This window comes from Pararhizobium mangrovi (assembly GCF_006516965.1).
GTDB lineage: Bacteria > Pseudomonadota > Alphaproteobacteria > Rhizobiales > Rhizobiaceae > Pararhizobium_B > Pararhizobium_B mangrovi.
The window spans coordinates 35354-60315 of record NZ_VHLH01000024.1 but is presented as its reverse complement, the minus strand read 5'-3'; the positions used below and the strand labels follow the sequence as shown (position 1 = coordinate 60315).

Below are 24962 nucleotides of genomic sequence, written 5' to 3'. Positions count from 1 at the left end.
CTCAGGCCGACTTCTTGCGGGATCCGGAGGCGGCGGATTTAGACGAACCGGAAGAACTCTTCGCCTTCGACGATTTCGTCGAGGAAGACTTGCCGGAGGACGACTTGGTCGAGGACGAGGCGGCCTTCTTCGTGCCGCCGCTTCGCGTGCCCTTGCCGGAAGCGGTCTTCTTGCCGCCGCCCTGCTTGTTGTCGTCTTCCCCGGATCCCTCCAGGCTCTTCTTCAGTGCCGACATCAGGTCGACGACGTTGTCTCCCCGGTTCTCCGGCTTTTCGTCGTCGTCGGTCTCGGCGCGCTTGGCCTTGCGGTCGCCCGTCTTGCGCTTGACGAGGTCGCGAAGGGCGACGGAATAATGGTCCTTGAAGACGCTCGCGTCGAAGGGCGCGGTCTTCTTGTCGATGAGTTCCGTCGCGACGCTCAGGAGGTCCTGGTCGGGCTCCCGATGCGTGATGTCGGAAAACATCGGGTCGGCGTTCCGGATCTCGTCGGCGTAGTGCAGCGTCTCGAGCAGCAGGCCGTCTCCGCACGGGCGTACGGCGGCAAGGTATTCCTGCCCGCGCAGGGTCAGCTGGCCGAGCCCGGTCTTGCGGCTGTCGCGCAGAGCGTCGCGCACGACCCTGTAGGCGTCTTCGGCCAGTTCGTCGGTCGGGACGAGGTAATACGGCTTGTCGTAGTAGAGCGGCGGGATCTCGTCGGAGGAGACGAACTGCACCAGTTCGAGCGTACGTTTCGTCTCGAGCTTGATCGCGTCGATCTCTTCCGGGTCGAGAAGGACGTACTCGCCCTTTTCCACCTCGTAGCCCTTGACGATGTCGCTCTTGTCGATCGGTCCCACGCCGTCCACGACCGACTGATAGTGTACCGGCTTGCCGGAAGGCTCGTGGATCTGGCGAAAGCTGATATGCGCGCTGCGGCGCGTCGCCGGGTAGAGTTCCACGGGGATGGAAACGAGGGAGAGACGAAGCTGTCCCTTCCATGCTGCACGCGCTGCCATGCGGCAAATCCCTCGCTGCGTTCGGCCCGCTGCCTGGTCGTGAGCCTACTGGTTGTCGTTTCGGGGTTGAGCCGAAGGCTTGTTCTCCCCGTTGGGAACCGGATTGGCCGGCTGTTCCGCGTTGCTGTGCGATTCCTGGTCCGTCGTGAAATTGCGCTGCGGTTCGACGCTGTCGAAGTAGAGGTTCGCGATGCCCCATGCGATCGCGGCCAGAACGAGCGCCGCGACCAGAACAATGAGCATGCGCGGACCGTTGCGGCCCTGACGAGCCTCACGGCGATCGACTTGTTTTTCGGCCATTCCTGCGTTTCCCGGATTTTCTTCTTCGCTCACGGTAACGAAACGTCGGGCCGGACGTTCCAGCGCCTGCGACGATCGGACTTCCCGCAACATCACAAACGCGCAACCGGGCCATCTTGTCGCCACGTTCGCATCCGCGTGCGGCGCACAATGCCGGGAACGATTCGTGCGATCGCCTATTGTAGTATCACCCATGTAGGCGGCTCGGCGCCGCAGGCGGATTGTTATGGTTACCGACATGGATCGGCAGAGACTGACCGAAAAGGGCAGGGGCCGCAGAGCCTACTGGCCCCAGCGCATTCCCAGGCTCGGCTGGTGGGATATCGCACGGCGCGTGTTCACCAAAATATCCGAAGACCGGGTGATGCTGATCGCCGCCGGGTCGACCTTCTACCTGCTGCTTGCGATCTTCCCGGCGCTTGCCGCCTTCGTCTCGCTCTACGGGCTGGTCGCCGATCCTTCGACGATCGCCGATCACATCGCCTTCCTCTCGCGGCTGATGCCGGAGGCCGCCTTCGACCTGATCAACAGCCAGTTGAAGGCCTTCGCGACGGCGAACTCCAACGCCTTGAGCTTCGGCTTCGTCTTCGGCCTGCTTGCCGCGCTGTGGAGCGCGAACAACGGCATCAAGACGCTCTTCGACGCGATGAACATCGCCTACGAGGAGCGCGAGCACCGCAGCTTCATCCGGCTCAACCTCGTGAGCTTCGTCTTCACCTTCGGCGCGATGATCATCGCCGCGCTCCTGATCGTCGTCGTCGGCGTGATCCCGGCGCTGCTCGCCTTCCTGCGTCTGACGACCGTCGCCGATCTCCTGATCCGCATCGTCCGCTGGCCGCTGATGCTGATCTTCATCGCCTTCGGCATATCCATCATCTACCGCTTCGGGCCGAGCCGTCGCCGCGCGAAATGGCGCTGGCAGGTGCCGGGAGCGGTGCTTGCGACGGTCGTGTGGATCATCGCCTCGATCGCCTTTTCCTGGTACCTGCAGAGCTTCGCCAACTACAACGCCACCTACGGCTCGCTGGGTGCGGCGATCGGCTTCCTGATGTGGACCTGGATCTCGCTGGTGATCCTCATCGTCGGCGCCGAGATCAACGCCGAGATGGAGCACCAGACGGGAATGGATTCGACCATCGGCGAGGACAAGCCGATGGGCGAACGCGGCGCGCGGGCTGCCGACACCCTCGGCGCGAGCGCCAACGAACAGTGAGCGGTCGGCACCTCGCGATGTGATCGTGCGGTTGGAAGCGGCGAGTGGCGCAACCGATCGAGCAAGGTAAAAGGCCGCCGGCGTATTCCCGCCGACGGCCTTTTCTTTATCGGAAGGATGTGCGCCTCAGCGCCATTCGCGGATATCCACGAAATGGCCGGCGATCGCCGCGGCCGCCGCCATCGACGGCGAAACGAGGTGTGTGCGGCCCTTGAAGCCCTGCCGCCCTTCGAAGTTGCGGTTCGAGGTGGAGGCGCAGCGCTCTTCCGGCTTCAGCCGGTCGTCGTTCATGGCGAGGCACATGGAACAGCCCGGCTCGCGCCATTCGAAGCCGGCCGCCTTGAAGATCGCATCGAGTCCTTCTTCCTCGGCCTGCTTCTTCACAAGGCCGGAACCGGGAACCACCATCGCGTCGATGCCTTCGGCCACGGTGCGCCCTTCCACGACCTTCGCCGCGGCGCGCAGATCCTCGATCCGCCCGTTCGTGCACGAGCCGATGAAGACGCGGTCGAGCGCGATGTCCGTCATCTTCGTTCCCGGCGTCAGGCCCATGTATTTCAGCGCGCGCCACTTCGAAGCGCGCTTGGCTTCCTGCTGGATATCGTCGGGGTTCGGCACTTCGCCGGTCACCGAAACCACGTCCTCGGGCGAAGACCCCCAAGAGATGATCGGCGGCAGGTTCGCCGCGTCGAGGCGCACGACCTTGTCGTAGACGGCACCCTCGTCCGTCTTCAGCCCTTCCCAGTAACCGACGGCCATGTCCCAGGCCGTGCCCTTCGGGGAACGAGGGCGGTCCTTGAGGTAGGCGTAGGTCGTCTCGTCCGGGGCGATCAGCCCGGCGCGCGCACCGCCTTCGATCGACATGTTGCAGATCGTCATGCGCCCTTCCATCGAAAGCGAGCGGATGGCTTCGCCGGCATATTCGATGACGTGGCCCGTGCCGCCGGCCGTGCCGATCTCGCCGATGATGGCGAGGATGATGTCCTTGGCGCCGACGCCTTCCGGCAATGTACCATCCACCTGGACGAGCATGTTCTTCGCCTTCGACTGGATCAGCGTCTGCGTGGCGAGAACGTGCTCGACCTCCGACGTGCCGATGCCGTGGGCGAGCGCACCGAAGGCGCCGTGCGTCGAGGTATGGCTGTCGCCGCACACGATGGTCGTGCCGGGCAGGGTGAAGCCCTGTTCCGGACCGACGATATGGACGATACCCTGCCGGTCGTCGCGTTCGTTGAAATAGTCGACACCGAAATCGAGCGCGTTCTTCGCCAGCGCCTCGACCTGGATGCGGCTTTCCTCGTTCTTGATGCCCTCGTAGCGGTCGGCCGTCGTCGGCACGTTGTGGTCGACCACGGCGAGCGTCTTCTGCGGCTGGCGCACGGAGCGCCCCGTCAGGCGAAGGCCCTCGAAGGCCTGCGGGCTCGTCACTTCGTGGACGAGGTGCCGGTCGATGTAGAGAAGGCAGGTGCCGTCGTCCTGGCTGTCGACGAGGTGATCGTCCCAGATCTTGTCGTAGAGCGTGCGGGGTGTGTCGGTCATGATCTTTTCCGAAAATGCGTTCGCTGGAAGGCTCGTGTCGATCGGCGATGGAGCCGATCACGCGTCAGCGCGCGAGCGCGAAGCTGCCGTCGGCGCCGGAAAGCTTCGCGAAGAAGCGGCCGGGCAGGCGCTTGTGATCGTGCACCGGCAGAAAGGCCAGCGACGAGCGGGCATGAAGGCGTCCGCGAAAGCGCAATCCATCGATGATCGGGTGGAATGTCATGATGCTTTCGATAGCAGTGTTCGCAGGGTTGGGCAATTCACATCGCGACCGCTGCGGGGACTTGGTCGGTGCTATGCGAGGTCTTTCGCCATGAAGATCCGTGCGAAGCCGCGTTCGCTTGCCCGGTGCGTCTCTCGATAGCCGAGGCGGGTGTAGAGCGCGACGTTCTCGGTCATCGTCTGGTGGGTGTAGAGGCGAATGCGCGAACAGCCCTTCGCGCGTGCCGTTTCTTCGGCGAAGGAAAGGAGGCGGCGACCGAGGCCCGTGCCGCGATGTCCGGGATCGATGGCGACGTTGTCGAGGAGCAGGGTGCGGCCTTCGGGAACGAGCACGATGAAACCGGCGGCGACGCCCTCGATCGTGGCGACGTTGACGCGTCCCGCCGCGATCAGGCCCCCGTAATCGTCGAGCATCGGGCCGGGTTTGCGGCCCATGCGCGCGATATAGGGCGTGTAGGCCCGCTCCACGATGGCCTGGATTGCCGCGAGATCGCCTGGTTCGGCAAGCCGGATCGCCGGCTTGCGCGCGCCGCGCCCGGGATCAGCCGGCGGCATGGCGGCGCATGCGTCGTTCCAGCGCGCGCAGCGCGAGCGAGAGGCTGACGGTCAGGATCAGGTAGAGATAGGCGACGATCGAGTAGGTCTCGAAGAAGCGGAACGAGCCCGACGCGTAGACCTTGCCGATCTGCGTGAGGTCGGCGACGCCGAGCACGGAGACGAGCGAGGAGTCCTTCACCATCGCCACGAAGTCGTTGCCGAGCGGCGGCAGGATGGTGCGGATCGCCTGCGGCATGACGACGAAGCGGAAGCGGTGCCAGCGCTTCAGTCCGAGTGCGTTCGCCGCTTCGACCTGGCCCGGGTCGACGGCCAGGATGCCCGCGCGAAAGACCTCCGCGATGAAGGCCGAATAGCCGATCGTCAGCGCGATGATCGCCCGCCACAGGAAGGAAAGGTCGCGGGTGCGCAGTTCGCCGACGAGACCGGTGTCGCGGACCGGCGTTGCGAGCCAGTTGACGGCCGTGACGAGCGCTGGCGCCCCGACGAAGGCGATATAAAAGAGGAGCACGAGGATAGGCACGCCGCGAATGATCTCGACGTAGAAGCGCGAGACCTCCCGCAGCGTCCGGCTGCCGGAAAGCGCCATGACCGCGAAGACGAGCCCCACGAGACAGGCGAGCGCGAAACTTACCGCCGTGACGAACACGGTGATCGCCACGCCCTTCGAACAGATCAGGATGATCTGCGAGTAAAGGTCGCTCGATGCGATGACGATCGCGGCGAAGACGCCAAGAGCGACGGCGGCTGCGAGCCAGTAGGGAAACTCGCGGCCACGAAGGGAAGACGGTACGGGCATCGATTTTCCCCGAAGGACGGTCGCGCGCTGCCGTCGCGGACGATGGGCAAACGGAGGGGAGAAAGCGCGGAAATGCCTGTTTCCGCCGGGCAAAAGCCCGCACCCTAGGCTCGATCCGGCGAGTGGGCTAATTGCCCATCTTGTAGTCCAGGAACCACTTCTTCGTCAGCTTGTCGAAGGTGCCGTCCTGTTTCATCTGGGCGATCGCGGCATTGATCGGCGCGATCAGCTTCGATCCTTTCGGAAAGATGAAGCCGAAATCCTCGCTGCCGAGCGGATGGTCGGCGATGAGCTTCAGGGCTCCATCGGTCGCCTTCACGTAGCCGCGGCCTGCGGTGCCGTCGGTCAGCACCATGTCCACGTCGCCGGTGCGAAGCGCCTGAACCTCGGCACCGAACGTCTGGAAGAGCTTGATGCGCGGGTTCTGCTCGTTGCCGTCGAGCACGTCGTAGACGGCGGTGTAGAAATTGGTCGTGCCCGGCTGTGCGCCGATGAGCAGGTCCTGGTCCTTGGCGAAGGACTTCGGATCGTCGAAGCGATCCTCGTCGGCACGCACCAGCATGAAGGATTCGGAGTGCATGTAGGGGTTGGAGAACGCGACCTTCTGCTTGCGCTCGTCGGTGATGGTGATGCCGTCCATACCCATGTCGTACTGGCCAGAGGAGACGGCCTGGATCATCGCGTCCCAGCTGGTGTTCTGGTAGTGCGCGTCGAAGTTCAGCCGCTTCGCCATCTCGTTGACGGCATCGTACTCCCAGCCGACCTGCTTGCCCGTCTTCGGATCGACGAACTGCAGGGGCGGATAGGCGTTTTCCGTCACGACGGTCACGTCACGGCCCTTCAGATCGGGCAGGGAGTCGGCGAGCGCCGGCGCAGCGGAGGCGGCAGCGAGCGCGACGGCGAATGCGGCTTTGAGGAAGGTCATCGTTTCGTGCGGGTGTCCCTGGTGGCTGGATGGTCCGCACGCGCCTGCGGGCGAGCGGTCACGTCGCCGACGATCTTTCACGAGTGGATCCTAAAAGACAACCCGGCCCGGGCCGGCGGGGCCGGCCGTTCCCGACGGTCCAACGCTCAGCGCGGCGGCCGCTGCATGATGGCGACATTCTTGCAAGGGATATCGATGGACCATCCCGCCCGTTCGGCCAAACGGGCGAGCGTCTCCGCGCGATAGAAGACGACATGCGTCGGGTCGCGGCGATAGTGCCAGTTGGCGAATGCCGCGTCGTCGGTCTGGAAGCATGTCATGATCGCCAGCAGTCCGCCGGGGCGCACGCATGCCATCATGAGCGAGAAGGCTGCGGCCGGGTCATGGAAATGCTCGGCCGCTTCCGTGCACGTCACCGCGTCGAAGGTTTGCGAAAGCGGCGCGGTCTCGGAGAAGAAGAACGGATCGTAGAGTGCGACCCGGTGGCCGGCTTCGCGCAGCATCGCGGCGAGTGCCGGGCCGGGTCCGCAGCCATAGTCGAGCACTTCGCTTTCAGGCGGAAGGCGTGCGAGGAGGGGATCTGCGAGGCGGGCGAGAAAGGCGCGGTAGCGTGGATCGTCGGGGTCGTTCTCGTGGTTCGCGTAGACCGCGCGTTCCTGTTCGCGCGTTGGCAGCGGAGGCTCCTCGAGCGTCGCCAGGCAGGACGGGCAGCGGACGTAGCGCCGTCCGTCGATCTTGGCGAAGGGCCGCGGTTCGCCTTCCGCACAGACGCGGCAGGAGCGAAGATCAGCCGGCACCGTCGCCTTCCGGCTCGCGGATGCTGTGGCGTATGATGAGCGGCATCTGCGCCATGGTGAAGACGATGGTGATCGGCATCGTGCCCCAGACCTTGAAGAGCACCCAGGTGTCGGTCGAGACGTTGCGCCAGACCACCTCGTTCAGGGCGGCGAGGAAAAGGAAGAAGACGCCCCAGCGGATCGTCATCTTGCGCCAGCCTTCCGCGTCGAGCTTGAAGGCGGAATCGAAGACGTAGCCGAGCAGCGACTTGCCGAAGGCAAGCCCGCCGAGCAGGATGAGGCCGAACATGGCGTTGATGATCGTCGGCTTCATCTTGATGAAGACGGCGTCGTGCAGATAGAGCGTCAGCGCGCCGAAGACGAAGACGACGACGCCCGAGACGAGCGGCATGATCGGCAGCGTCTTCATGATGATCTTGGACGCGACGAGCGAGATCGCCGTCGCCGCCATGAAGGCTGCCGTCGCGATGAAGATCGGCCCGCCCAGCACGTTCAGCGCGGGAAAGGTCTTCGCGATCCATTCGCCCTTGGTGTTGGCGAAGAAGAAGACGAGCAGCGGCCCGAGCTCCAGCGCCATCTTCAGGCCCGGTTGGGTGCGCTCGGTCTTGGTGGCGAACTCGTTCGAGGTCTCTTCGGTCATCGCATCCCGTGCTTGAGGTTCCGGACCTCAATAGAAGCTGCCGAGCTCTGTGAAAAGGGGCGATTGCGGCGCTATTCGGGCGTCGGCGGACGTTGCGCCGTCAGGGGCCGACCGCGACGCGCGGCGCGATGTCACGCAGCTTCCGGCACGCCCGCAATGGCACCGGCGAACTCCTTCGCCTCGAAGGGTTCCAGGTCGTCGATGCCCTCGCCGACGCCGATGAAATAGACCGGCAGCTTGTGCTTGGCGGAGATCGCGACGAGGATGCCGCCGCGCGCCGTGCCGTCGAGCTTGGTCATGACGAGGCCGTTCACGCCGGCGACGTTCCGGAAGATTTCCACCTGGTTCATGGCGTTCTGCCCGGTCGTGGCGTCGAGCGTCTGAAGAACGGTGTGCGGGGCGTCGGGATCGTGCTTGCCGAGCACGCGGACGATCTTTTCCAGTTCGCTCATCAGCTCGGCCTTGTTCTGCAGCCGGCCGGCGGTATCGATGATGACGACGTCGGAACCGTTGCGCTTGGCCTGCTCGTAGGCGTCGAAGGCGAGGCCGGCCGCATCCGCGCCGAGCTTGGATGATACGACCGGAGACCCCGTGCGCTCGCCCCAGATCCTGAGCTGCTCGATCGCCGCGGCGCGGAAGGTATCGCCGGCGGCGAGCGTGACGGTGAGGCCGCCACGAGTGAGCTTGGCGGCGAGCTTGCCGATCGTCGTCGTCTTGCCGGTCCCGTTGACGCCGACGACGAGGATGACGTGCGGCTTGACGGAAAGGTCGAGCTCGAGCGGCTTTGCCACCGGCGTCAGCACCTTCTCGATCTCGCCGGCCATGATCGAGGAGACTTCGGCCGGTGCGATGTCGCGGCCGTAGCGGCCGGAGGCAAGGCTGTCCGTCACGCGCATCGCCGTCTCGACGCCGAGATCGGCCTGAATGAGCACGTCCTCCAGGTCCTGTAGCGTGTCCTCGTCGAGCTTGCGCTTGGTGAAGATGCCCGAGATCTGCCCCGTGAGCTGGGAAGAGGTCCGCGAGAGCCCTTCGCGCATGCGCCGGAACCAGGAGCTTCTGGCCGCCTCGGAAGCTTCGGGCTCGGCCTGCTCGGCAGGCGCGCCGATGCGAAGCCCGGCAGGCATCGCGTAGGTAGTCGCAGCCGGTGCGTTCGCGGCAGCGGCCATCTCCAGACGCGGTTCGGGTTGCGAGGGCGGTGAGGGTGGAACGCCGGGATCGATCGGCGGCGAGATGCCCGGGCTGCCCGGCGTCTCTTCCGGTATCTCCGGCTGCGGCTCCGGATGATCGGGAATGTCCGGCGTCGCAGGCCGTTCCGGCGTATCCGGTTCGGGCGCGGGTTCTTCCGGTACGTCCGGTCGCGGTGCGGGCTGCTCCGGCTTCGGTTCACGCGAGGGCTCGTCGGGAACGTCGGGCTGCGGTTTCGGGCGGCCGGGGGTCGGCTCGTCCGGGGCCGTCGCGGCGGTCTGTCCGCGTACCTCGGACGCTTCCTCGACTTCCGGGGGATCGACGGGCTCGGCATCCTTCCTGCCGAAGGAGAAGAACTTCTTGAAGAACGGCTTGGCCATCGGTGTTCGTCTTTCTCGATCCGGCGTTCGGGCGGCGGGGCCGCAGGGCGCGGGCGGTCAGGCCGCGGCGTCGCGTGCCGGTGACGCGATCAGGTATCGGCCATCATGGCCGCTCAGCCGCCTTGCGACAAGCGTACCCGGCGTGACGTTTGCCAGGCGCACGGAGGTGAAGTTTTCCGTGCGCGCGATGCCGCCGCGCTCGGCAAGCAGCGTCGCGGTGCGGCCGACCATGGAATGAAGATGGCGCTTCAGGCCCCGTTCGCCAACCGCACGCAGCCGGGCGGCGCGTTCCTTGACGAGCCTGCGGTCGATCTGCGGCATGCGCGCCGCCGGCGTGCCGGGGCGCGGGCTATAGGGAAAGGCGTGTAGGAAGGCGATGCCGCAGTCTTCCACGATCGAAAGCGCGTTCTCGAACATCGCCTCCGTTTCCGTCGGAAAGCCTGCGATGATATCGGCACCGAAGGCGACGTCCGGGCGCAGGCGGCGGATCTCGTCCGTCAGCCGCACGGCGTCGGCGCGCGAATGGCGGCGCTTCATGCGCTTGAGGATCATATCGTCGCCGTGCTGCAGCGAAAGGTGCAGATAGGGCATGAAGCGCGGTTCGTCGGCGATCAGCCGCATGAGGTCGTCGTCGACCTCGATGGAATCGATCGAGGAAAGGCGCAGCCGCGCGATCGCCGGCACCTGATCGAGAAGCGTGCGCGCAAGCCGGCCGAGCGTCGGCTTGCCCGGCAGATCGGCGCCGTAGCTCGTCGCGTCGACACCGGTCAGCACGATTTCGCGATAGCCGGCATCGGCGAGGCGGTGGGCCTGGTCGACCACGGCCCCCATCGGCACGGAACGCGAATTGCCCCGACCATAGGGAATGACGCAGAAGGTGCAGCGATGGTCGCAGCCGTTCTGTATCTGCAGGAAGGCGCGTGTCTGGCCCTCCAGCCCCTCGATCATCTGTGGCGCGGTCTCCGTCACGGCCATGATGTCGTTGACGCGCAGCTTTTCCTCGGCCGAAACGCCAAAATCCGGCAGGGCGCGATAGCTCTCCGCAAGAAGCTTTTCCGCATTGCCGAGCACGGCGTCGACTTCCGGCATGGCGGCGAAGGTTTCGGGCTGGGTCTGCGCGGCGCAGCCGGTCACCACGATGCGCGCATTCGCATCGGCGCGCCGGGCCCGGCGGATCGACTGGCGCGCCTGGCGCACCGCCTCGCCGGTGACGGCACAGGTGTTGACGATCACCGTATCGCCGAGGCCCGCGGCGTTCGCATGCTCGCGGATCGTTTCGGACTCGACGGCGTTCAGGCGGCAGCCGAAGGTCTTGACGCAAACCTCGCCCATGCCTTCAGCCCGTAGCCCGTTCGCCTGCGGCATCTTCGCGTTCCCAGGCTCCGCTCGCGGGGTCGAGAAGGCCGGAAAACTCCCATTCCGCGGGACCGGTCATGATCACGTGGCCATCCTCGCGCCATTCGATGGCGAGCGACCCGCCCGGTACCGTCACGGTAACGTCCCGGCCGGTGCGCCCGGTACGATTTGCAAGCACGGCAGCCGCGCATGCCGCGGAGCCGCAGGCCTTCGTCAGGCCGGCGCCACGTTCCCAGGTGCGAAGATCGAGCGCGCGTTCCCCCGTCACCCGCGCGATCGAGATGTTGGCGCGTTCGGGAAAGATCGGATGATGTTCGAGCAGCGGTCCGAAGCGGTCGAGATCGTAGGACCACACGTCGTTCTCGACCCAGAAGACGCAGTGCGGATTGCCCATGGAAGCGACGGACGGCGAATGGTGCGCCGGCCCGTCGATCGGCCCGACCTGGAGTTCGATCTGCGTGGTGTCGTGGAATTCTTCCGAAAGCGGGATCCGGTCCCACTCGAAAGCCGGTACGCCCATGTCGACGGAGATCGTCCCGTCCTCGTGCTCCTTGGCGTCCAGCACGCCGCCTGCGGTCTGGAAGGTGAACGCACGTTTGCCGGTTTCGGCCGCGAGCGCCTGCACGACGCAACGCGTGCCGTTGCCGCACGCACCGGCTTCCGACCCGTCGGCATTGAGGATGGCGATAAAGGCGTCGGTGCCCGCCGCGCGCGCATCGTGGACGGCCATGATCTGGTCGAAATGCATCTCGGCACCGGCTGCAAGCGTCACCGCCGCTTCGGGCAGGACGCGATCGTCACGTCCGCGCATGTCGACGACGAGGATCGCGTTGCCGAGACCGTTCATCTTCGCGAAGGGAACACGCGTGGTCATCGTCTTTCCTCAAGACCGCTTTCGCCGACTATATGGCCGATACGGCCCGCGAATGCCAGAGGCGCCGCGGCGCGGACGGCGATCGTAAATTCGGCTACGGGCGATATCGGCACGGATCGCGGTAGCCCCGTGCGGTATGGGCACGCTAGGCTTCAAGGCATGTCGACGCTGATTCCCAACCGTCTCGCCCGGGCGAGCTTTCTCGATCTGCAGGGCCTCGGGGCCGCTCCGGGCCGAAGCGTTTCGGATGGCGATGTCGCCGCGCTCATCCACCAGCTCGGCTTCGTCCAGGTCGACAGCATCAACACGGTCGCCCGTGCGCACCACCACATTCTCTTCTCGCGCCGGCAGACCTATCGGCCCGTTCAGCTTCACCGCCTGGTCGAACGCGACGGCGTGCTCTTCGAGAATTGGACGCACGACGCAGCCGTGATCCCGAGCGCCTTCTTTCGCTACTGGCGCCACCGCTTCGCGCGGGAAAAGGCGCGGCTGCACCAGCGTTGGGAGAAATGGCGCGATCCCGCCTATCACGGCGAACTCGACGCCGTACTGAAGCGGATCGAAGCGGAAGGCCCGCTGATGACGCGCGACTTCGAGGGGCGCGCCGGTGCCTCGACGGGGTGGTGGGACTGGCATCCATCCAAGACCGCACTCGAATATCTCTGGCGGACCGGCGATCTCGCCATCGCCAGACGCGACGGCTTCCAGAAGGTCTACGACCTGACCGAGCGCGTCGTGCCCGAAGCGGATCGGCTGGCCAAGGTGGATCGCGAGACGTTCGTGGACTGGGCCTGCCGCAGCGCGCTCGAACGCCTCGGTTTTGCGACGCGCGGAGAGATCGCCGCATTCTGGTGGCTGCTTTCGCCGGCCGAAGTCGGGGAATGGATGACGCGCAACGGCGACGGCCTCGTTCCGGTCGCCGTCGAGGGGGTGGGTGGCCGCGGCACGCGGGAAGCCTTCGCGTTGCCCGAAACGCTCGACCGGCTCAGCGATACGCCGGAACCGCCGGGGCGGCTGCGTATCCTCAGCCCCTTCGATCCCGTGCTCAGGGACCGTGCGCGGGCCGAACGCCTGTTCGGCTTTCGCTATCGCATCGAGGTCTTCGTGCCCGAGCACAAGCGTGAATACGGATATTACGTCTTCCCCGTGCTGCGCGGCGATCGCCTCGTCGGGCGCATCGACATGCGGGCCGACCGGCGGACCGATCGGCTGATCGTACGCCGCTTCTGGCCCGAGAAGGGCGTGCGGGATTCCGCGGCGTTTTCCCGAGCGCTCGAAAGCGAACTCGTCCGAATGGCCCGTCTTGCGAAGGTCGCCGACATCACCTTCGAACCGGAATGGCGCGGGCGGACGTGAAGAGATCGAAGGCCTTGCAGGAAAGCCGGCATGAACCGGAGAAATAAAAAGGGCTCCCCGCCGAGGTGGGGAGCCCGATCGCCAGGCCGATTGTCGAACCGGCCGCGACGATACGCGATTACGGCATCAGCACCGCGCCGATGACGTGCACGACGCCGTTCGACTGCTTGACGTCGGGCGTCTGCACGACCGCGCCGCCGCCCTTCTTGTCGATGATGACGAGCTTCTTGCCGTCCATCTTGGCCGTCAGCGGCTCGCCCTCGACCGTCGTCAGGTTGGCGGAGCCGTTGCCGTCCTTGATCTTCTGCATCAGCGTCGCGGCGTCGAGATCGCCCGGAACGACGTGGTAGGTTAGGATCTTCTTCAGCTTGTCGGTGTTGTCCATCAAGCTCGAAACGGTGCCGTCCGGCAGCTTGTTGAAGGCGGCGTTGGTCGGCGCGAAGACGGTGAAAGGTCCGTCACCCGAAAGTGTGTCGACGAGGCCGGCGGCCTTCACGGCCTTGACGAGCGTCGTCAGATTGTTGGCCTGGGAGGCATTCTCGACAATGGTCTTGCTTGGCGACATCGGTGCGCCGCCGACCATGACGGAGTCGCCCGAGCCGGCGCTGTCGTCCGACTTCATCGAGCTGTCGGAGTTCATCGAGCCGGACGTGCCGGACCCCGAGCTATCGTCGGAGTTCATCTTGTCCGAACTGTCGGAGTTCATGGTGCCGGAAGAATCGTCGGAATTCATCGTTCCGCTCGAGTCATCGGAATTCATGGTTCCGCTCGAGTCGTCCGAGTTCATCGTACCGGACGAACCGTCGGAGTTCATGGTGCCCGACGAACTGCCGTTCATGTCTTCCGAAGACATTCCGTTGGTGTCGGTACCGGAAGAGCCTTCGGGCTGCTGCTCGCCGCTCTGCATCGTCTGCGACTTCTTCTCGACGCTCTGGCCGGAACCGCTGCTGGATTGTGCGTAGGCGAGCGCGGACGTGCCGAGCATCAGCGAAGCGGCGAGGGCGGAAGCAGTGAGAATTCTACGGGTCATGAAAAACCTCCATGTCGTGACGCGTTCAGTGTGACTGCCAGCGATAAACGAGGTCCCGGCTGATTAAGTTTCACATTCACTGAAGAGTGATCGCGCTTAGGTAGTGTTCGGGTGCGGTTTCGCCCGGAAGAGACGCGCCGCAAGGCAGGTATGCATCAGCGTATGTTGCATTGCGGGAAGCAATCGCCATACTGTCGCGACGACTCGTCAGGACCCGGTGAAAACCCGGGTGGCTCTTCCGGCCGCCGATCCGCCGGACAATTGGGTTGCGACGCCAACGAGCCTCATCGGTCGCGAGCCCTTCTTCAAAATTCGGATTTTCATGCGTTCATTGACCGCCTATCGCGACCAGTGGTTCGGGAACGTTCGCGCCGACATTCTGTCGGGCGTCGTCGTGGCACTTGCCCTGATCCCGGAAGCCATCGCCTTTTCCATCATCGCCGGCGTCGACCCGGAAGTCGGCCTCTACGCCTCCTTCTCGATCGCCGTCCTGATCGCCTTCACGGGCGGCAGGCCGGGCATGATTTCCGCCGCGACCGCCTCGACGGCCGTCCTCATGGTCGGTCTCGTTCACGATCACGGCCTGCAATACCTGCTCGCCGCGACGATCCTCGCCGGGCTCCTGCAGATCGGTGCCGGTTATGCCCGGCTCGGTTACCTGATGCGCTTCGTTTCGCGCTCCGTCATGACGGGCTTCGTCAACGCGCTCGCGATCCTCATCTTCCTGGCACAGATGCCGCAGCTCGTCGGCGTGCCGATGCTCACCTATCCGATGGTGCTCGCCGGTCTCGCGATCATCTATCTCTTTCCGTACGTGACGAAGGCGATTCCGTCGCCGCTCGTGTGCATCATCGTGCTGACGGGCCTCGCCATGGCCTTCGGCTTCGACCTGCGCACCGTCGGCGACATGGGCGAACTGCCTTCGAGCCTGCCGCACTTCCTGCTGCCGAACGTGCCGTTCACCTTCGAGACGCTCGAAATCATCCTGCCCTATTCGGCGGGCGTTGCAGCCGTCGGCCTGCTTGAATCCCTGATGACGGCGACATTGATCGACGACATCACCGACACGCCGAGTAGCAAGAACCGCGAATGCATCGGCCAGGGCTTTTCCAATTTCTGCACCGGCTTCGTTGGTGGCATGGCGGGCTGCGCGATGATCGGCCAGTCGATGATCAATATGGAATCTGGCGGGCGAGGGCGGCTCTCGTGCTTCGTCGCGGGCGTGTTCCTGCTCTTCCTGATCGTCGTGCTCGGCGATTTCGTGCGCCAGATCCCGATGCCTGCCCTCGTCGCCGTCATGATCATGGTGTCAATCTCGACCTTCAAATGGTCGTCCTTTGCCGATCTGCGCCATCATCCCTGGCCGTCGAGCGTCGTCATGCTGGCGACCGTGGTCGTGGTGGTCTCGACCCACAACCTCGCACTCGGCGTGCTCGTCGGCGTGCTCCTGTCGGGCATCTTCTTCTCCTGGAAGATCTCGCGGATCTTCTCCGTCGATTCCGCGCTCTCCCAGGACGGCACGCACCGCACCTATACGGTCGAGGGTCAGGTCTTCTTCGCTTCGGCGGAGGACTTCGTCGCCTCCTTCGACTTCAAGGAAAAGGTCGATCACGTCACCGTCGACGTATCCCGCGCCCATATCTGGGACATTTCCAGTGTGGCGGCGCTGGACAACGTGGTGCTGAAGTTCCGCAAGGAGGGCACGGAGGTCGACCTCGTCGGCATGAACGCCGCCAGCGAAACGATCGTCGACCGCCTCGCGGTGCACGACAAGCCCGGCATGGAGCCGGCGATGGGGCACTGAGCACCTTCGTTCGCTCAGTGTGACTTATTAAGCTCCGTCTGATAGAGGCGGCGTATGATCCGCGAGAAAGTACGCCGCCGCCGTCGGGAAGCAAGGAACGCCGAGCGTATCAAGCTCGACGCCAGCGCACTCTCGATCGCCGGGACGACGATTGCTGCGGCTGGCGTCATCTCGCCGACAGCGTCGCTCGTTGCCGTGTATCTCACGCGCTCGCCGAGTGTGTCGCTTACGGCAACCCAACGCGCTTCACAGATACCGGTCGATCCCGTCTGGGCCATCTCGATCGGCTGGGGGGTCTTCTGCGCCTTTACATTCATCGGCGTATGTCTACATCTTGGCGCAAGAAAGGTGCTTGAACGATTATGAGCAACACCGTCCTTCTCCTTCTCGCCATAGCGCCGCCGGTCGTCTTTATGTTGATCGTTTTGGTACTTATGATGATTGAAGGATATATTGCCGTTCCCTGGGTCGGGCGCATTACAAACCTGCGCCGTGGGGCCGCCTCCGCAACGCATGCTGCGCCGCGTAAGCGTCAGTAGTTTCTCGATGTCGTTTGATGCGTAACCGTATCTGGCGTGTGACGTACATACGGCGTCTAGGGTTCGGTAGTCCTCGCGATCGTCGAACAGCCTGCCATTATTGCGGCCTCGCTTGACTTCGCCGCCCCCTCTCATTATCCAGACCGCAATTCAGCGACGAGCCGACGCTCCGAGCAACCGACCGGGACCCGATCAGGTATAAAGCGATCCCGGAGGTCACCACCCGACAGCGCGTTGCGCCCTCGGGTGCTTTTTGCTTTGAGCGCCTTGCGCGCGTCGCCGTGACGTCCGACCTTCGGTGCATCTGCGCGCGAAGGACGAAAGGAAACGAGCATGTTCGACAATCTGCAGGACCGCCTCGGCTCCATCCTGAACGGCCTCACCGGCCGCGGCTCGCTGTCGGACAAGGACGTGCAGGCGGCCCTTCGCGAGGTGCGCCGGGCGCTGCTCGAGGCCGACGTTTCGCTCGAAGTCGTGCGCGGCTTCGTCGAGCGCGTGCGCGAGAAGGCCGTCGGCGCGGAGATCGTCAAGTCAATCAAGCCCGGCCAGATGGTCGTCAAGATCGTCCATGACGAACTCGTCGAGACGCTTGGCTCCGAGGGCGTAACGATCGACCTCAACGCGGCGGCGCCCGTCGTCGTCATGATGGTCGGCCTGCAGGGTTCGGGCAAGACGACGACGACCGGCAAGATTGCCAAGCGCATCACGGACCGCGAGAGGAAGAAGGTCCTGATGGCCTCGCTGGATACCCAGCGCCCGGCCGCGCAGGAGCAGTTGAAGCAGCTCGGGGAGCAGACCGGCATCGACACGCTGCCGGTCATCGCCGGCCAGAAGCCGACCGACATCGCCTCGCGCGCCGTGCAGGCGGCGAAGCTCGGCGGTCACGACGTCGTCATCCTCGATACCGCCGGCCGCACGCATATCGACGAGCCGCTGATGCAGGAGATGGCGGAGATCCGTGCGCGCTCCAGGCCGCACGAGACGCTGCTCGTCGCCGACGCGCTGACCGGCCAGGACGCCGTCAACGTCGCGCAGAGCTTCGACGAGCGCGTCGGCATCACCGGCCTCGTGCTGACCCGCATGGATGGCGACGGGCGCGGCGGCGCCGCCCTTTCCATGCGCGCGGTCACCGGCAAGCCGATCAAGCTCATCGGCGTCGGCGAGAAGATGGATGCGCTGGAGGAGTTCCACCCCAAGCGCATTGCCGACCGTATCCTCGGCATGGGCGACATCGTCTCGCTGGTCGAGAAGGCCGCGCAGACCATCGACCAGGAAAAAGCCCAGGCGATGGCCGATCGGATGAAGGCCGGCAAGTTCGACCTGAACGACCTCGCCGACCAGCTTCGCCAGATGTCGAAGATGGGCGGCATGGGCGGCATCATGGGCATGATGCCCGGCGCCGGAAAGATGACGGACCAGATGGCCGCCGCCGGCTTCGACGACAAGGCGTTCGCGCGCCAGCTCGCCATCATCCAGTCGATGACGAAGCACGAGCGCGCGCATCCGGACGTCCTCAAGCATTCGCGCAAGAAGCGCATCGCCACCGGATCCGGCACCACGTCGGCCGACATCAACAAGCTCCTGAAGATGCACCGTCAGATGGCCGACGTGATGAAGGCGATGGGCGGCAAGGGCAAGAAGGCCGGCATGCTCGGCAAGATGCTCGGTGGCATGGGCGGCGGAATGGGCGGCATGGGCGGCGGCATGCCGCCCGGTATGCCCGACCCTTCGAAGATGGACCCGAAGGAACTCGAAGCCCTGCAGAAGCAGATGGGCGCCGGCGGCATGCCGGGGGCCGGCGGTCTTCCAGGCGGAATGCCTGGTGGTCTGCCCGGGGGGTTCCCGGGCGGCAGCATGCCGGGCATGGGCGGTTTCGGCGGCGGACGCGGCGGCCTTCCGGGCCTCGGCGCCGGGCGCGCCGCCGGCAAGAAGAAGCGGTGAGGGCGGTTCCACGATGAAGGACGAAGAGGCCCTCGAAGAGCTTCGGCAGCTCCGCCGCTCGATCGACAATTTTGACGCCGCGCTGATCCACATCCTCGCGGAGCGTTTCCGCTGCACCAAGGCCGTCGGCCGCCTCAAGGCCGCGCATACCCTGCCGCCGGCCGATCCGGCGCGCGAGGCCTACCAGATCGATCGGCTACGCCGGCTCGCCGACGAATCCGATCTCGACCCCGACTTCGCGGAGACCTTCCTGAACTTCGTCGTGAAGGAAGTCATCCGCCACCATGAAGCCATCGCCGCCGAAGCCGGCGGCAAATAGACCCGATCGTCACGTCACGGCGATCCCGATCAACGAAGGAAAGAATGAAATGGCAGTGAAAATTCGTCTCGCGCGCGGTGGTTCCAAGCGTCGTCCCTACTATCACATCGTCATCGCCGACGAGCGCACGCCCCGCGACGGCCGCTACATCGAGCGTGTCGGCCATTGGGATCCGATGCAGCCGAAGGACGGCGAGAACCGCGTCGCGCTCAACGAGGAACGCATCAAGACGTGGATGGACCATGGCGCCATCCCGACCGATCGCGTGCTGCGCTTCCTCGACGAGGCGGGCCTCGCCAAGCGCGCGCCGCGCAAGAACCCGAAGAAGGGCGAGCCGGGCACCAAGGCCAAGGAGCGTGCCGAAGAGCAGCGCCAGCGCGAGGAAGACGCCAAGGCGGCCGCCGCCGAGGCGAGCAGCGCACCGGCCGAGGAGACGGCGGCCGAATAGGCCGTCCTGCTCGTTGTCTGCCCGAAAGGCACAGGCGATGGCGAAGCCGGAAAATCCCGTGCTGATGGGAACCGTCGGGGCGCCACAGGGGCTTCGCGGCGAGGTGCGCGTGCGTACCTTCACCGACGAGCCAATGGCGCTCGGCGCGTATCATCGCCTGTTCACCGAGAACGGCCGCGATCTCGAAATTCTCGAGATCCGGCCGCTCAAGGCGATGGCGGTCATCCGCTTTCTCGGGGTGAACGACCGGGAGGCGGCCGAGGCGCTGCGCGGACAGGACCTCTACGTCGACCGCGCGAGCCTTCCCGACGGCGATCTCGACGAGGACGAGTTCTTCTACGCCGACCTCGAAGGGCTCGAGGTGGTGGATGGCGAAGGCCGCGTCTACGGTGCGGTCTGCGGCATCCATGATTTCGGTGGTGGCGATCTGCTCGAGATCCAGCCGGACGGCCGGCGCACCCTGTTCATTCCGTTTTCGGAAACGGCCGTCCTCGAGATCGATCTCGAAGGCGGCCGCCTTTTCGTCGATCCGCTGGCGGCGGGCCTCGTCGACGACGATCGCGACGCGTGAGATGACCTTCCGGGCGAGCGTGCTGACGCTTTATCCCGAGATGTTTCCGGGCCCGCTCGGCCGGTCGCTGAGCGGGCGCGCCATGGAACGCGGCGACGTCTCGCTCGACGCGATCCAGATCCGCGATTTCGCGACCGACCGCCATCGCAGCGTCGACGACACGCCGGCAGGCGGCGGCGCCGGCATGGTGTTGCGGGCCGATGTGCTGGCGAGCGCGATCGACCATGCGTGCCCGCCCGGCGACGAGCGGCCGCGGCTCCTGATGAGCCCGCGCGGGAAGCCGCTGACGCAGGCCCGCGTTCGCGCGCTTGCCGAAGGGCCAGGCGTCCTCGTGGTATGCGGCCGGTTCGAGGGCGTGGACGAGCGCGTCATCGAAGCGCGATCGCTCGAAGAGGTCTCGATCGGCGACTATGTGCTTTCCGGCGGAGAGCCGGCGGCGATCGTGCTTCTCGACGCGGTGGTGCGCCTGCTCCCCGGCGTGATGGGCAATGCCCGGTCCGGGACTTTCGAAAGCTTCGAGACGGGCCTCCTCGAACACCCGCATTATACGCGCCCCGCCTCCTTCGAGGGGCGCGGGATTCCGCCGGTCCTGACCTCCGGAAACCATGCGGCGATCGAAGCGTGGAGAAACGAACGGGCCACGTCGCTGACGCGCGAGCGTCGGCCGGACCTGCTCGCTTCGCATGAAACGGCGGTAAAAATGCCGCCGGGCAGGTGACATGGTCGTGCCGATGGTGTATCCGCGCGGCTGTTCGTCCCATGCCGATCATCGGCCGGGACGTGCCGCCAAGCAAAGAATGGTGAAACCGCTCCTGCCGCGCAGGCATCGTGCCGCCGTTTGATACGACGATGCGATCCGCGAGCGCTCTGACCGTTTTAGAAGAACGAAAGGGTTCGAGACCATGGATCTGATCCGCCAGATCGAGGCCGAGCAGGCCGAAAAAATCGAAGCGCAGCGCACCATTCCGCAGTTCTCGCCGGGTGACACCGTTCGCGTGCTCGTCCGCGTCAAGGAAGGCTCGCGTACCCGTACGCAGGCGTTCGACGGGGTGTGCATCGCCCGTGCCGGACGCGGCCTCCATGAGAACTTCACCGTGCGCAAGATTTCGTACGGCGAGGGCATCGAGCGCGTCTTTCCGCTCTATTCGCCGATCATCGAGGGTGTCGAAGTCCTGCGCCGCGGCAAGGTTCGCCGCGCCAAGCTCTATTATCTGCGTGAGCGCCGCGGCAAGTCGGCCCGTATCGTCGAGGATACGCGCGTTCGCGCCCGTCGCCTGAACGACGCCGACCGCAAGGCCGCCGCCGACGAGCGCGCCCGCGTCCAGGCCGAAAAGGACGCGGCCAAGCAGGAAGCCGCGAAGAAGGAAGAAGGCGGCGCCGAATAGGCGCTCGTTCTTCCGGGCGCTTCCGTATTCGCTGGAAACGCTCCGAAGCTCAACCGATCGAAAGGGCCTGCCGGTTTGCCGATGGGCCCTTTTTCGTATGGCGCACCGGCTCAGGCGTGTTCGAGAATATTAACCAGACGGCCGAAGGGATCGCGCACGTAGAAGCGGCGCACGCCCCAGGGTTCGTCCGCAGGGCCGTATTCGAGCTTCAGTCCCGCTCCCTTGATGCGCGCCAACACGGCGTCGAGGTCGTCCACCTCGACCGAAAGGTCCGGCACCGGCGTTCCGGAACCCCCTTCGCTCGCCACGCCGAGTTGCGCGATCGCGCTCTCCTCGCCGACGAAGGTGACGATCCAGCCGTGATCCATCGCCACGCGCATGCCGAGAATCTCGCCGTAGAAGGCGCGTGCCCGCGCTACGTCCGGCGTGGCGATGTTGGCGACGACCCGCTTCACAGCCATCGCAATCCCTCCCGCATCGATCTGTCGACAAGCAACGGTAGAACGGGATCGCAAAAACGGAAACCGATTTCGTGACGGCGCGACGGGAGGCTTCTTCAGGGTCGGAGCAAGCGGCTTTCACCCACCCCGGCACATGCGCGCCGACCCTTGCCATCAAGGGAGGGTGCGGCCATGGCGAGGCGGTGCCCAGCGATCCACCTTCTCCTTCGATGGGGAGATCGCGCCGGGCACGGGCGGGGTGAATGGTCCGCCAGCCGAGCAAGCGGCTATCGATCTTTCAAACGCATCCGGATCCACGACATTCGAAACCGCCGCTTTTCTCAAATCTCGGCAAGCAGGCGCTCGATGCGTTCTGGCATGTGGCGGGCGTCGGTGACGGCACCGCGCACGAGGCCGTCGAAGTGCTTCGTCAGCGCGAGGATCTGCCGGCGCTGGCGGAAGACCATGTGGATCTCGCCGACATAGATCGAGGCGATGAGTGGCCCGAAGATCGTCAGCGGCGCGGAATAGAGCATCTTCCGGTCGAAGAGGTAGAGGCGCAGCGACGGGTAGAGTTCGCTGCAGATGTTGCTGAGCCTTGCCAACTGGTCGCGCCGGACCTCGCGCGGAAGACCGGCCCAGTAGCCCTGTCCGGCGGCGAAATTTTCCAGCACGTCGGCCGGCACGGCAATCTCGTAGTCCGTTTCCGGCGCGCGCAGATAATCGAGCTTGTCGCGCATGTCGGTGATCGCCTGTTCGGAGGTGCGGCCGACATACTGGCTGTATTCGAACTGCAGGACCGCCTCGGACTTCAGCAGGTCCGGCATCGTCGCCGGCACGTGGCGGATCTTGTAGCCGCTGGCCTCCTGATGCCACAGGAAGATCTGCTCGTCCGAAGGCGTGCGGGCCGCTTCGGTCATCTCCATCGTTGCCGACACGATCTCGGCGGAGCGCTCCGGCCGATCGGTAAGGCCCAGCAGCCAGTCCGAGGAAACGTTCAGCGCCGCCGCGCATTCGGCGGCGAAATGGGCGTTCGGCAGGCGTGCGTCGTCCGAACTGACCAGCAGGGAGATGGTGGAACGATCGGCGCCGATCTGGCGTGCGAGTGCGCTCTTGGACAGGGCGGCACGGGCCATCGCTTCGCTCAACCGTCGCTGGAAGAGGCGGGCCCGTTCGAGTTTTCGCATTGGATTGACTACGGTCTCCTTAGAGTGACTTTTTTCAGCAAACGGGACTCGATGCGAGATCGATTACCGAATATCACCGCGTGCCGTTTTGCGATAGGTCACTGACCGTCGCAGAGGGATGATCTCTGACAATTCTGGAGACCGACTGCGGAGACGAAAGCGCGAAGCGTAGCCAAGGCCGCGAGTTGGCAGGTGATCGGCTTTTTCGCGATGACCGGTCTCGGTTATCTCTTCACGGGTTCCCTTTCGGCGGGCGGTCGCCTTGCGCTTGTTTCGATGGCGAGTGGAACCGTGGTCTATTTGGTCCACGAACGCATATGGGCACGCGTCGCCTGGGGTCGGCGCACCGGCAGCACCAGCGCCGATCGCGCGCGGGCGATGGATCGCTTGCATGTCTCACGCGTTTGACGGGGTCGAGCGACCATCCCCGGTCCGCTCCGCGAAAGGCCGCCGAATGAGCTATCTCCGTTATTCTCCCGAGATCGAAAGCCCCGCGGCGGACGAGCAGAAGACGATCGACGGCATCGTTTCCGGTATGAAGGAGCAGTCGCGCACGGTCGAAAGGCGCGACGGCGAGGCGGTGCGGGCGAGCCATGCCAAGAGCACGGCCTGCGTCACCGGCGAACTGAGGATCGCCGACGGTCTGCCGGAGGAACTCGCGCAGGGCCTGTTCGCGACGGCGCGCACGCTGCCGGTCGCGGTGCGCTTCGCACAGGGGCCGGGCGAAAAGCTGAACGACCGCGTCTCGGTCCACCGCGGCATGTCGATCAAGGTCTTCGGCGTCGGCGGCGAGAAGATGGAAGGCCATACCAGCGACGTGCAGGACTTCGTGCTCGCCACCGGCACGACCTTTCCTTCCGGCACGGCGAAAGGGTTCCTGCGCGACGGGACGGTGATCGGCAAGGCGACCGGCCTGCCGGAAGAGGCCAAGAGCGCCGTCGCCTCCTTCGCGCGCAACCTCAACCGGGTTCTGGAACGTGCCGGCACCGTCAGTCCGATGGCCGATTTCTTCGGGCACCCGTTCTACCATCCGCTCGCCGAAAGCTATTTCAGCCAGGCGCCGATGCGCTTCGGCGATTACGTGGCCAAGCTCGCCGCCGTGCCGGTATCGCCCGAACAGGCCGCGCTTCGCGATTGGCGCCTCGATGCGCGTGCCGACGACAACGGATTTCGCCATGCGGCGATCGCCTTCTTCGGCGAGCACGATGCCGTCTTCGAGATCCGCGCACAGCTATGGACCGACGCGAAGACGCAGCCGATCGAGGACGCGTCGGTCGAGTGGTCGAGCGACGAGACACCGTTTCGTACCGTCGCGACGCTCGTCCTGCCGAAACAGGCAGCCTATGGCGACGAGCGCGTGCGCTATTTCGACAAGCGCATGACCTTTCGGCCGGCTCACAGCCTGGAAGCGCACCGTCCTCTCGGCAGCATCATGCGGGCGCGTCTTCAGGTCTACGCGGCACTGTCGGATTTTCGGCACTCCGAAAACGGCATCGAGGCCGCCGACCCGTCGCGGATCGAGGACATTCCCAGATGAAATGGCGGTGGACCGACTTATCGCAGTTCGTCGTCGTCGTGTTGCACGGAAAAAGCGAACCGAACGGCCGTTTGTCCGTTACCGTGGCGTAAGGGGTTCGCCGCGGTCGTGAAACCGGCCCGGCACGCCGCCGCCAGAACGATTTGAATAAAAGGATAGGCCGCCGTGAAAGCCGTTACCGTCGCATTTTCGTGTCTCCTGATCGCCGCGACCGCCCTTCCGGCGGCCGCGCAGAACGCCTCCGATTCCGGATCGAACGGCGGTGATGCCACTTCGCAAGGCTCGTCCGCCGGCTCCAGCTCGCTCCTCGTCGCGCTCGACGACGACGATGCGCCGGTGCCGAGCCTCAACCTGATGGTCGATCAGGTCGAGGACATGACCGTGGTCGGCTCCGACGGCAAGGAGATCGGCGACGTGAACAAGGTGCTCGGCGACAGCAAGGGCCAGGCAAAGGCGATCAGCGTCAATGTCGGCGGCTTCCTCGGCATGGGCCAGAAGACCGTCATCATCATGCTCGACGACGTGAAGCTCAAGGACGGAAAGCTGGTGACGGCGCTCTCGCGCCAGCAGCTTCGCGATCTTCCCAATGGCGGCGACAGCAACTGAAGCGACGTTCCGGCCGATCG

27 protein-coding genes, 1 pseudogene and 1 other annotated feature are annotated in these 24962 nt (G+C 65.2%); of the genes and pseudogenes, 13 read left to right on the top strand and 15 right to left on the bottom strand.

Features of this window, described 5'->3' with window-relative positions; translation table 11 throughout:
* Nucleotide 1 precedes the first annotated feature (1 nt).
* Complete coding sequence (gene ku, locus FJU11_RS12930) at nucleotides 2–994, bottom strand: non-homologous end joining protein Ku (RefSeq protein ID WP_141167481.1); 993 nt, start codon at nucleotides 992–994, stop codon at nucleotides 2–4.
* A gap of 45 nt (nucleotides 995–1039) precedes the next feature.
* Nucleotides 1040–1294: a hypothetical protein gene (locus FJU11_RS12925; protein WP_141167480.1), complete on the bottom strand. Its 255-nt coding sequence runs from the start codon at nucleotides 1292–1294 to the stop codon at nucleotides 1040–1042.
* 238 nt (nucleotides 1295–1532) lie between these two features.
* Between FJU11_RS12925 and FJU11_RS12920 the strand changes: the two genes are divergently transcribed.
* Nucleotides 1533–2507 carry a YihY/virulence factor BrkB family protein gene (locus tag FJU11_RS12920; RefSeq protein WP_235891020.1) on the top strand — a complete coding sequence of 325 codons (975 nt, stop codon included), beginning with the start codon at nucleotides 1533–1535 and terminating at the stop codon, nucleotides 2505–2507.
* A gap of 126 nt (nucleotides 2508–2633) precedes the next feature.
* Here the strand turns inward: FJU11_RS12920 and leuC are convergent, their stop codons facing one another.
* From leuC to dapF, 10 genes are all read right to left on the bottom strand, one after another.
* The gene (gene leuC / locus FJU11_RS12915; RefSeq protein WP_141167478.1) at nucleotides 2634–4046 is read right to left on the bottom strand and encodes a 3-isopropylmalate dehydratase large subunit; all 1413 of its coding nucleotides are present in this window, start codon (nucleotides 4044–4046) and stop codon (nucleotides 2634–2636) included.
* 64 nt (nucleotides 4047–4110) lie between these two features.
* Nucleotides 4111–4269 (bottom strand): hypothetical protein, encoded by a 159-nt coding sequence (locus tag FJU11_RS18350; RefSeq protein WP_181408177.1) that lies wholly within the window; start codon nucleotides 4267–4269, stop codon nucleotides 4111–4113.
* Between the two features lie 71 nt (nucleotides 4270–4340).
* On the bottom strand, nucleotides 4341–4823 hold the full coding sequence (locus FJU11_RS12910) for a GNAT family N-acetyltransferase (RefSeq protein WP_141167477.1): 483 nt from the start codon (nucleotides 4821–4823) through the stop codon (nucleotides 4341–4343).
* A complete protein-coding gene (locus FJU11_RS12905; RefSeq protein WP_141167476.1) occupies nucleotides 4810–5622 on the bottom strand; it encodes an amino acid ABC transporter permease in 813 nt (270 codons plus the stop codon). The genes FJU11_RS12910 and FJU11_RS12905 overlap by 14 nt, the downstream gene beginning before the upstream one ends.
* Before the next feature lie 127 nt (nucleotides 5623–5749).
* A complete protein-coding gene (locus FJU11_RS12900) occupies nucleotides 5750–6547 on the bottom strand; it encodes a transporter substrate-binding domain-containing protein (RefSeq protein ID WP_141167475.1) in 798 nt (265 codons plus the stop codon).
* A gap of 146 nt (nucleotides 6548–6693) precedes the next feature.
* Nucleotides 6694–7344: a class I SAM-dependent methyltransferase gene (locus tag FJU11_RS12895; protein WP_141167474.1), complete on the bottom strand. Its 651-nt coding sequence runs from the start codon at nucleotides 7342–7344 to the stop codon at nucleotides 6694–6696.
* A complete protein-coding gene (locus tag FJU11_RS12890; protein ID WP_141167473.1) occupies nucleotides 7334–7984 on the bottom strand; it encodes a septation protein A in 651 nt (216 codons plus the stop codon). Before FJU11_RS12890 ends, FJU11_RS12895 begins: the two co-directional genes overlap by 11 nt.
* A gap of 131 nt (nucleotides 7985–8115) precedes the next feature.
* On the bottom strand, nucleotides 8116–9549 hold the full coding sequence (gene ftsY / locus FJU11_RS12885; protein WP_141167472.1) for a signal recognition particle-docking protein FtsY: 1434 nt from the start codon (nucleotides 9547–9549) through the stop codon (nucleotides 8116–8118).
* A 57-nt stretch (nucleotides 9550–9606) separates the two neighbouring features.
* Nucleotides 9607–10881 carry a tRNA (N(6)-L-threonylcarbamoyladenosine(37)-C(2))-methylthiotransferase MtaB gene (mtaB, locus tag FJU11_RS12880; RefSeq protein ID WP_141167500.1) on the bottom strand — a complete coding sequence of 425 codons (1275 nt, stop codon included), beginning with the start codon at nucleotides 10879–10881 and terminating at the stop codon, nucleotides 9607–9609.
* Between the two features lie 4 nt (nucleotides 10882–10885).
* Nucleotides 10886–11779: a diaminopimelate epimerase gene (dapF, locus tag FJU11_RS12875; protein ID WP_141167471.1), complete on the bottom strand. Its 894-nt coding sequence runs from the start codon at nucleotides 11777–11779 to the stop codon at nucleotides 10886–10888.
* Nucleotides 11780–11938: 159 nt separating this feature from the next.
* Between dapF and FJU11_RS12870 the strand changes: the two genes are divergently transcribed.
* Complete coding sequence (locus tag FJU11_RS12870; protein WP_141167470.1) at nucleotides 11939–13135, top strand: winged helix-turn-helix domain-containing protein; 1197 nt, start codon at nucleotides 11939–11941, stop codon at nucleotides 13133–13135.
* Nucleotides 13136–13253: 118 nt separating this feature from the next.
* Here the strand turns inward: FJU11_RS12870 and FJU11_RS12865 are convergent, their stop codons facing one another.
* Nucleotides 13254–13775 carry a fasciclin domain-containing protein gene (locus FJU11_RS12865; RefSeq protein ID WP_235891022.1) on the bottom strand — a complete coding sequence of 174 codons (522 nt, stop codon included), beginning with the start codon at nucleotides 13773–13775 and terminating at the stop codon, nucleotides 13254–13256.
* A gap of 597 nt (nucleotides 13776–14372) precedes the next feature.
* Nucleotides 14373–14428, top strand: a sequence feature (sul1 is cis-regulatory element that is thought to sense ions involved in sulfur or methionine metabolism; They are found in Alphaproteobacteria).
* 59 nt (nucleotides 14429–14487) lie between these two features.
* Here FJU11_RS12865 and FJU11_RS12860 point away from each other — a divergent pair.
* The 8 genes from FJU11_RS12860 to rplS all read left to right on the top strand — a co-directional run bounded on the left by FJU11_RS12860 (nucleotide 14488) and on the right by rplS (nucleotide 21172).
* Nucleotides 14488–15969, top strand: coding sequence for a SulP family inorganic anion transporter (locus FJU11_RS12860; RefSeq protein ID WP_141167469.1), 1482 nt, complete (start codon nucleotides 14488–14490; stop codon nucleotides 15967–15969).
* 54 nt (nucleotides 15970–16023) lie between these two features.
* Entirely contained in the window at nucleotides 16024–16335 is a 312-nt protein-coding gene (locus FJU11_RS12855; protein ID WP_141167468.1) for a hypothetical protein, read from the top strand.
* 506 nt (nucleotides 16336–16841) lie between these two features.
* The gene (ffh, locus tag FJU11_RS12845) at nucleotides 16842–18449 is read left to right on the top strand and encodes a signal recognition particle protein (protein WP_141167467.1); all 1608 of its coding nucleotides are present in this window, start codon (nucleotides 16842–16844) and stop codon (nucleotides 18447–18449) included.
* 13 nt (nucleotides 18450–18462) lie between these two features.
* Nucleotides 18463–18768 carry a chorismate mutase gene (locus FJU11_RS12840; protein WP_141167466.1) on the top strand — a complete coding sequence of 102 codons (306 nt, stop codon included), beginning with the start codon at nucleotides 18463–18465 and terminating at the stop codon, nucleotides 18766–18768.
* A 49-nt stretch (nucleotides 18769–18817) separates the two neighbouring features.
* Nucleotides 18818–19216 carry a 30S ribosomal protein S16 gene (gene rpsP, locus FJU11_RS12835; protein WP_141167465.1) on the top strand — a complete coding sequence of 133 codons (399 nt, stop codon included), beginning with the start codon at nucleotides 18818–18820 and terminating at the stop codon, nucleotides 19214–19216.
* Between the two features lie 37 nt (nucleotides 19217–19253).
* Nucleotides 19254–19787: a ribosome maturation factor RimM gene (gene rimM, locus FJU11_RS12830; RefSeq protein ID WP_141167464.1), complete on the top strand. Its 534-nt coding sequence runs from the start codon at nucleotides 19254–19256 to the stop codon at nucleotides 19785–19787.
* Nucleotide 19788: 1 nt separating this feature from the next.
* Nucleotides 19789–20505, top strand: coding sequence for a tRNA (guanosine(37)-N1)-methyltransferase TrmD (gene trmD, locus FJU11_RS12825; RefSeq protein WP_141167463.1), 717 nt, complete (start codon nucleotides 19789–19791; stop codon nucleotides 20503–20505).
* A gap of 184 nt (nucleotides 20506–20689) precedes the next feature.
* Nucleotides 20690–21172 carry a 50S ribosomal protein L19 gene (rplS, locus tag FJU11_RS12820; protein ID WP_141167462.1) on the top strand — a complete coding sequence of 161 codons (483 nt, stop codon included), beginning with the start codon at nucleotides 20690–20692 and terminating at the stop codon, nucleotides 21170–21172.
* A 110-nt stretch (nucleotides 21173–21282) separates the two neighbouring features.
* Here the strand turns inward: rplS and FJU11_RS12815 are convergent, their stop codons facing one another.
* Complete coding sequence (locus FJU11_RS12815; RefSeq protein ID WP_141167461.1) at nucleotides 21283–21633, bottom strand: glyoxalase superfamily protein; 351 nt, start codon at nucleotides 21631–21633, stop codon at nucleotides 21283–21285.
* Between the two features lie 320 nt (nucleotides 21634–21953).
* Nucleotides 21954–22799: a transcriptional regulator gene (locus FJU11_RS12810; protein WP_141167460.1), complete on the bottom strand. Its 846-nt coding sequence runs from the start codon at nucleotides 22797–22799 to the stop codon at nucleotides 21954–21956.
* Between the two features lie 180 nt (nucleotides 22800–22979).
* Here FJU11_RS12810 and FJU11_RS18855 point away from each other — a divergent pair.
* The 3 genes and pseudogenes from FJU11_RS18855 to FJU11_RS12795 form a co-directional block, all read left to right on the top strand.
* Nucleotides 22980–23207: pseudogene (locus FJU11_RS18855) on the top strand (DUF2061 domain-containing protein); the annotation flags it as partial.
* Between the two features lie 46 nt (nucleotides 23208–23253).
* Nucleotides 23254–24336: a catalase family protein gene (locus FJU11_RS12800; protein ID WP_141167459.1), complete on the top strand. Its 1083-nt coding sequence runs from the start codon at nucleotides 23254–23256 to the stop codon at nucleotides 24334–24336.
* Nucleotides 24337–24501: 165 nt separating this feature from the next.
* Nucleotides 24502–24942, top strand: a complete 441-nt coding sequence (locus FJU11_RS12795; RefSeq protein WP_141167458.1) for a PRC-barrel domain-containing protein — start codon at nucleotides 24502–24504, stop codon at nucleotides 24940–24942.
* Nucleotides 24943–24962: the final 20 nt, after the last annotated feature.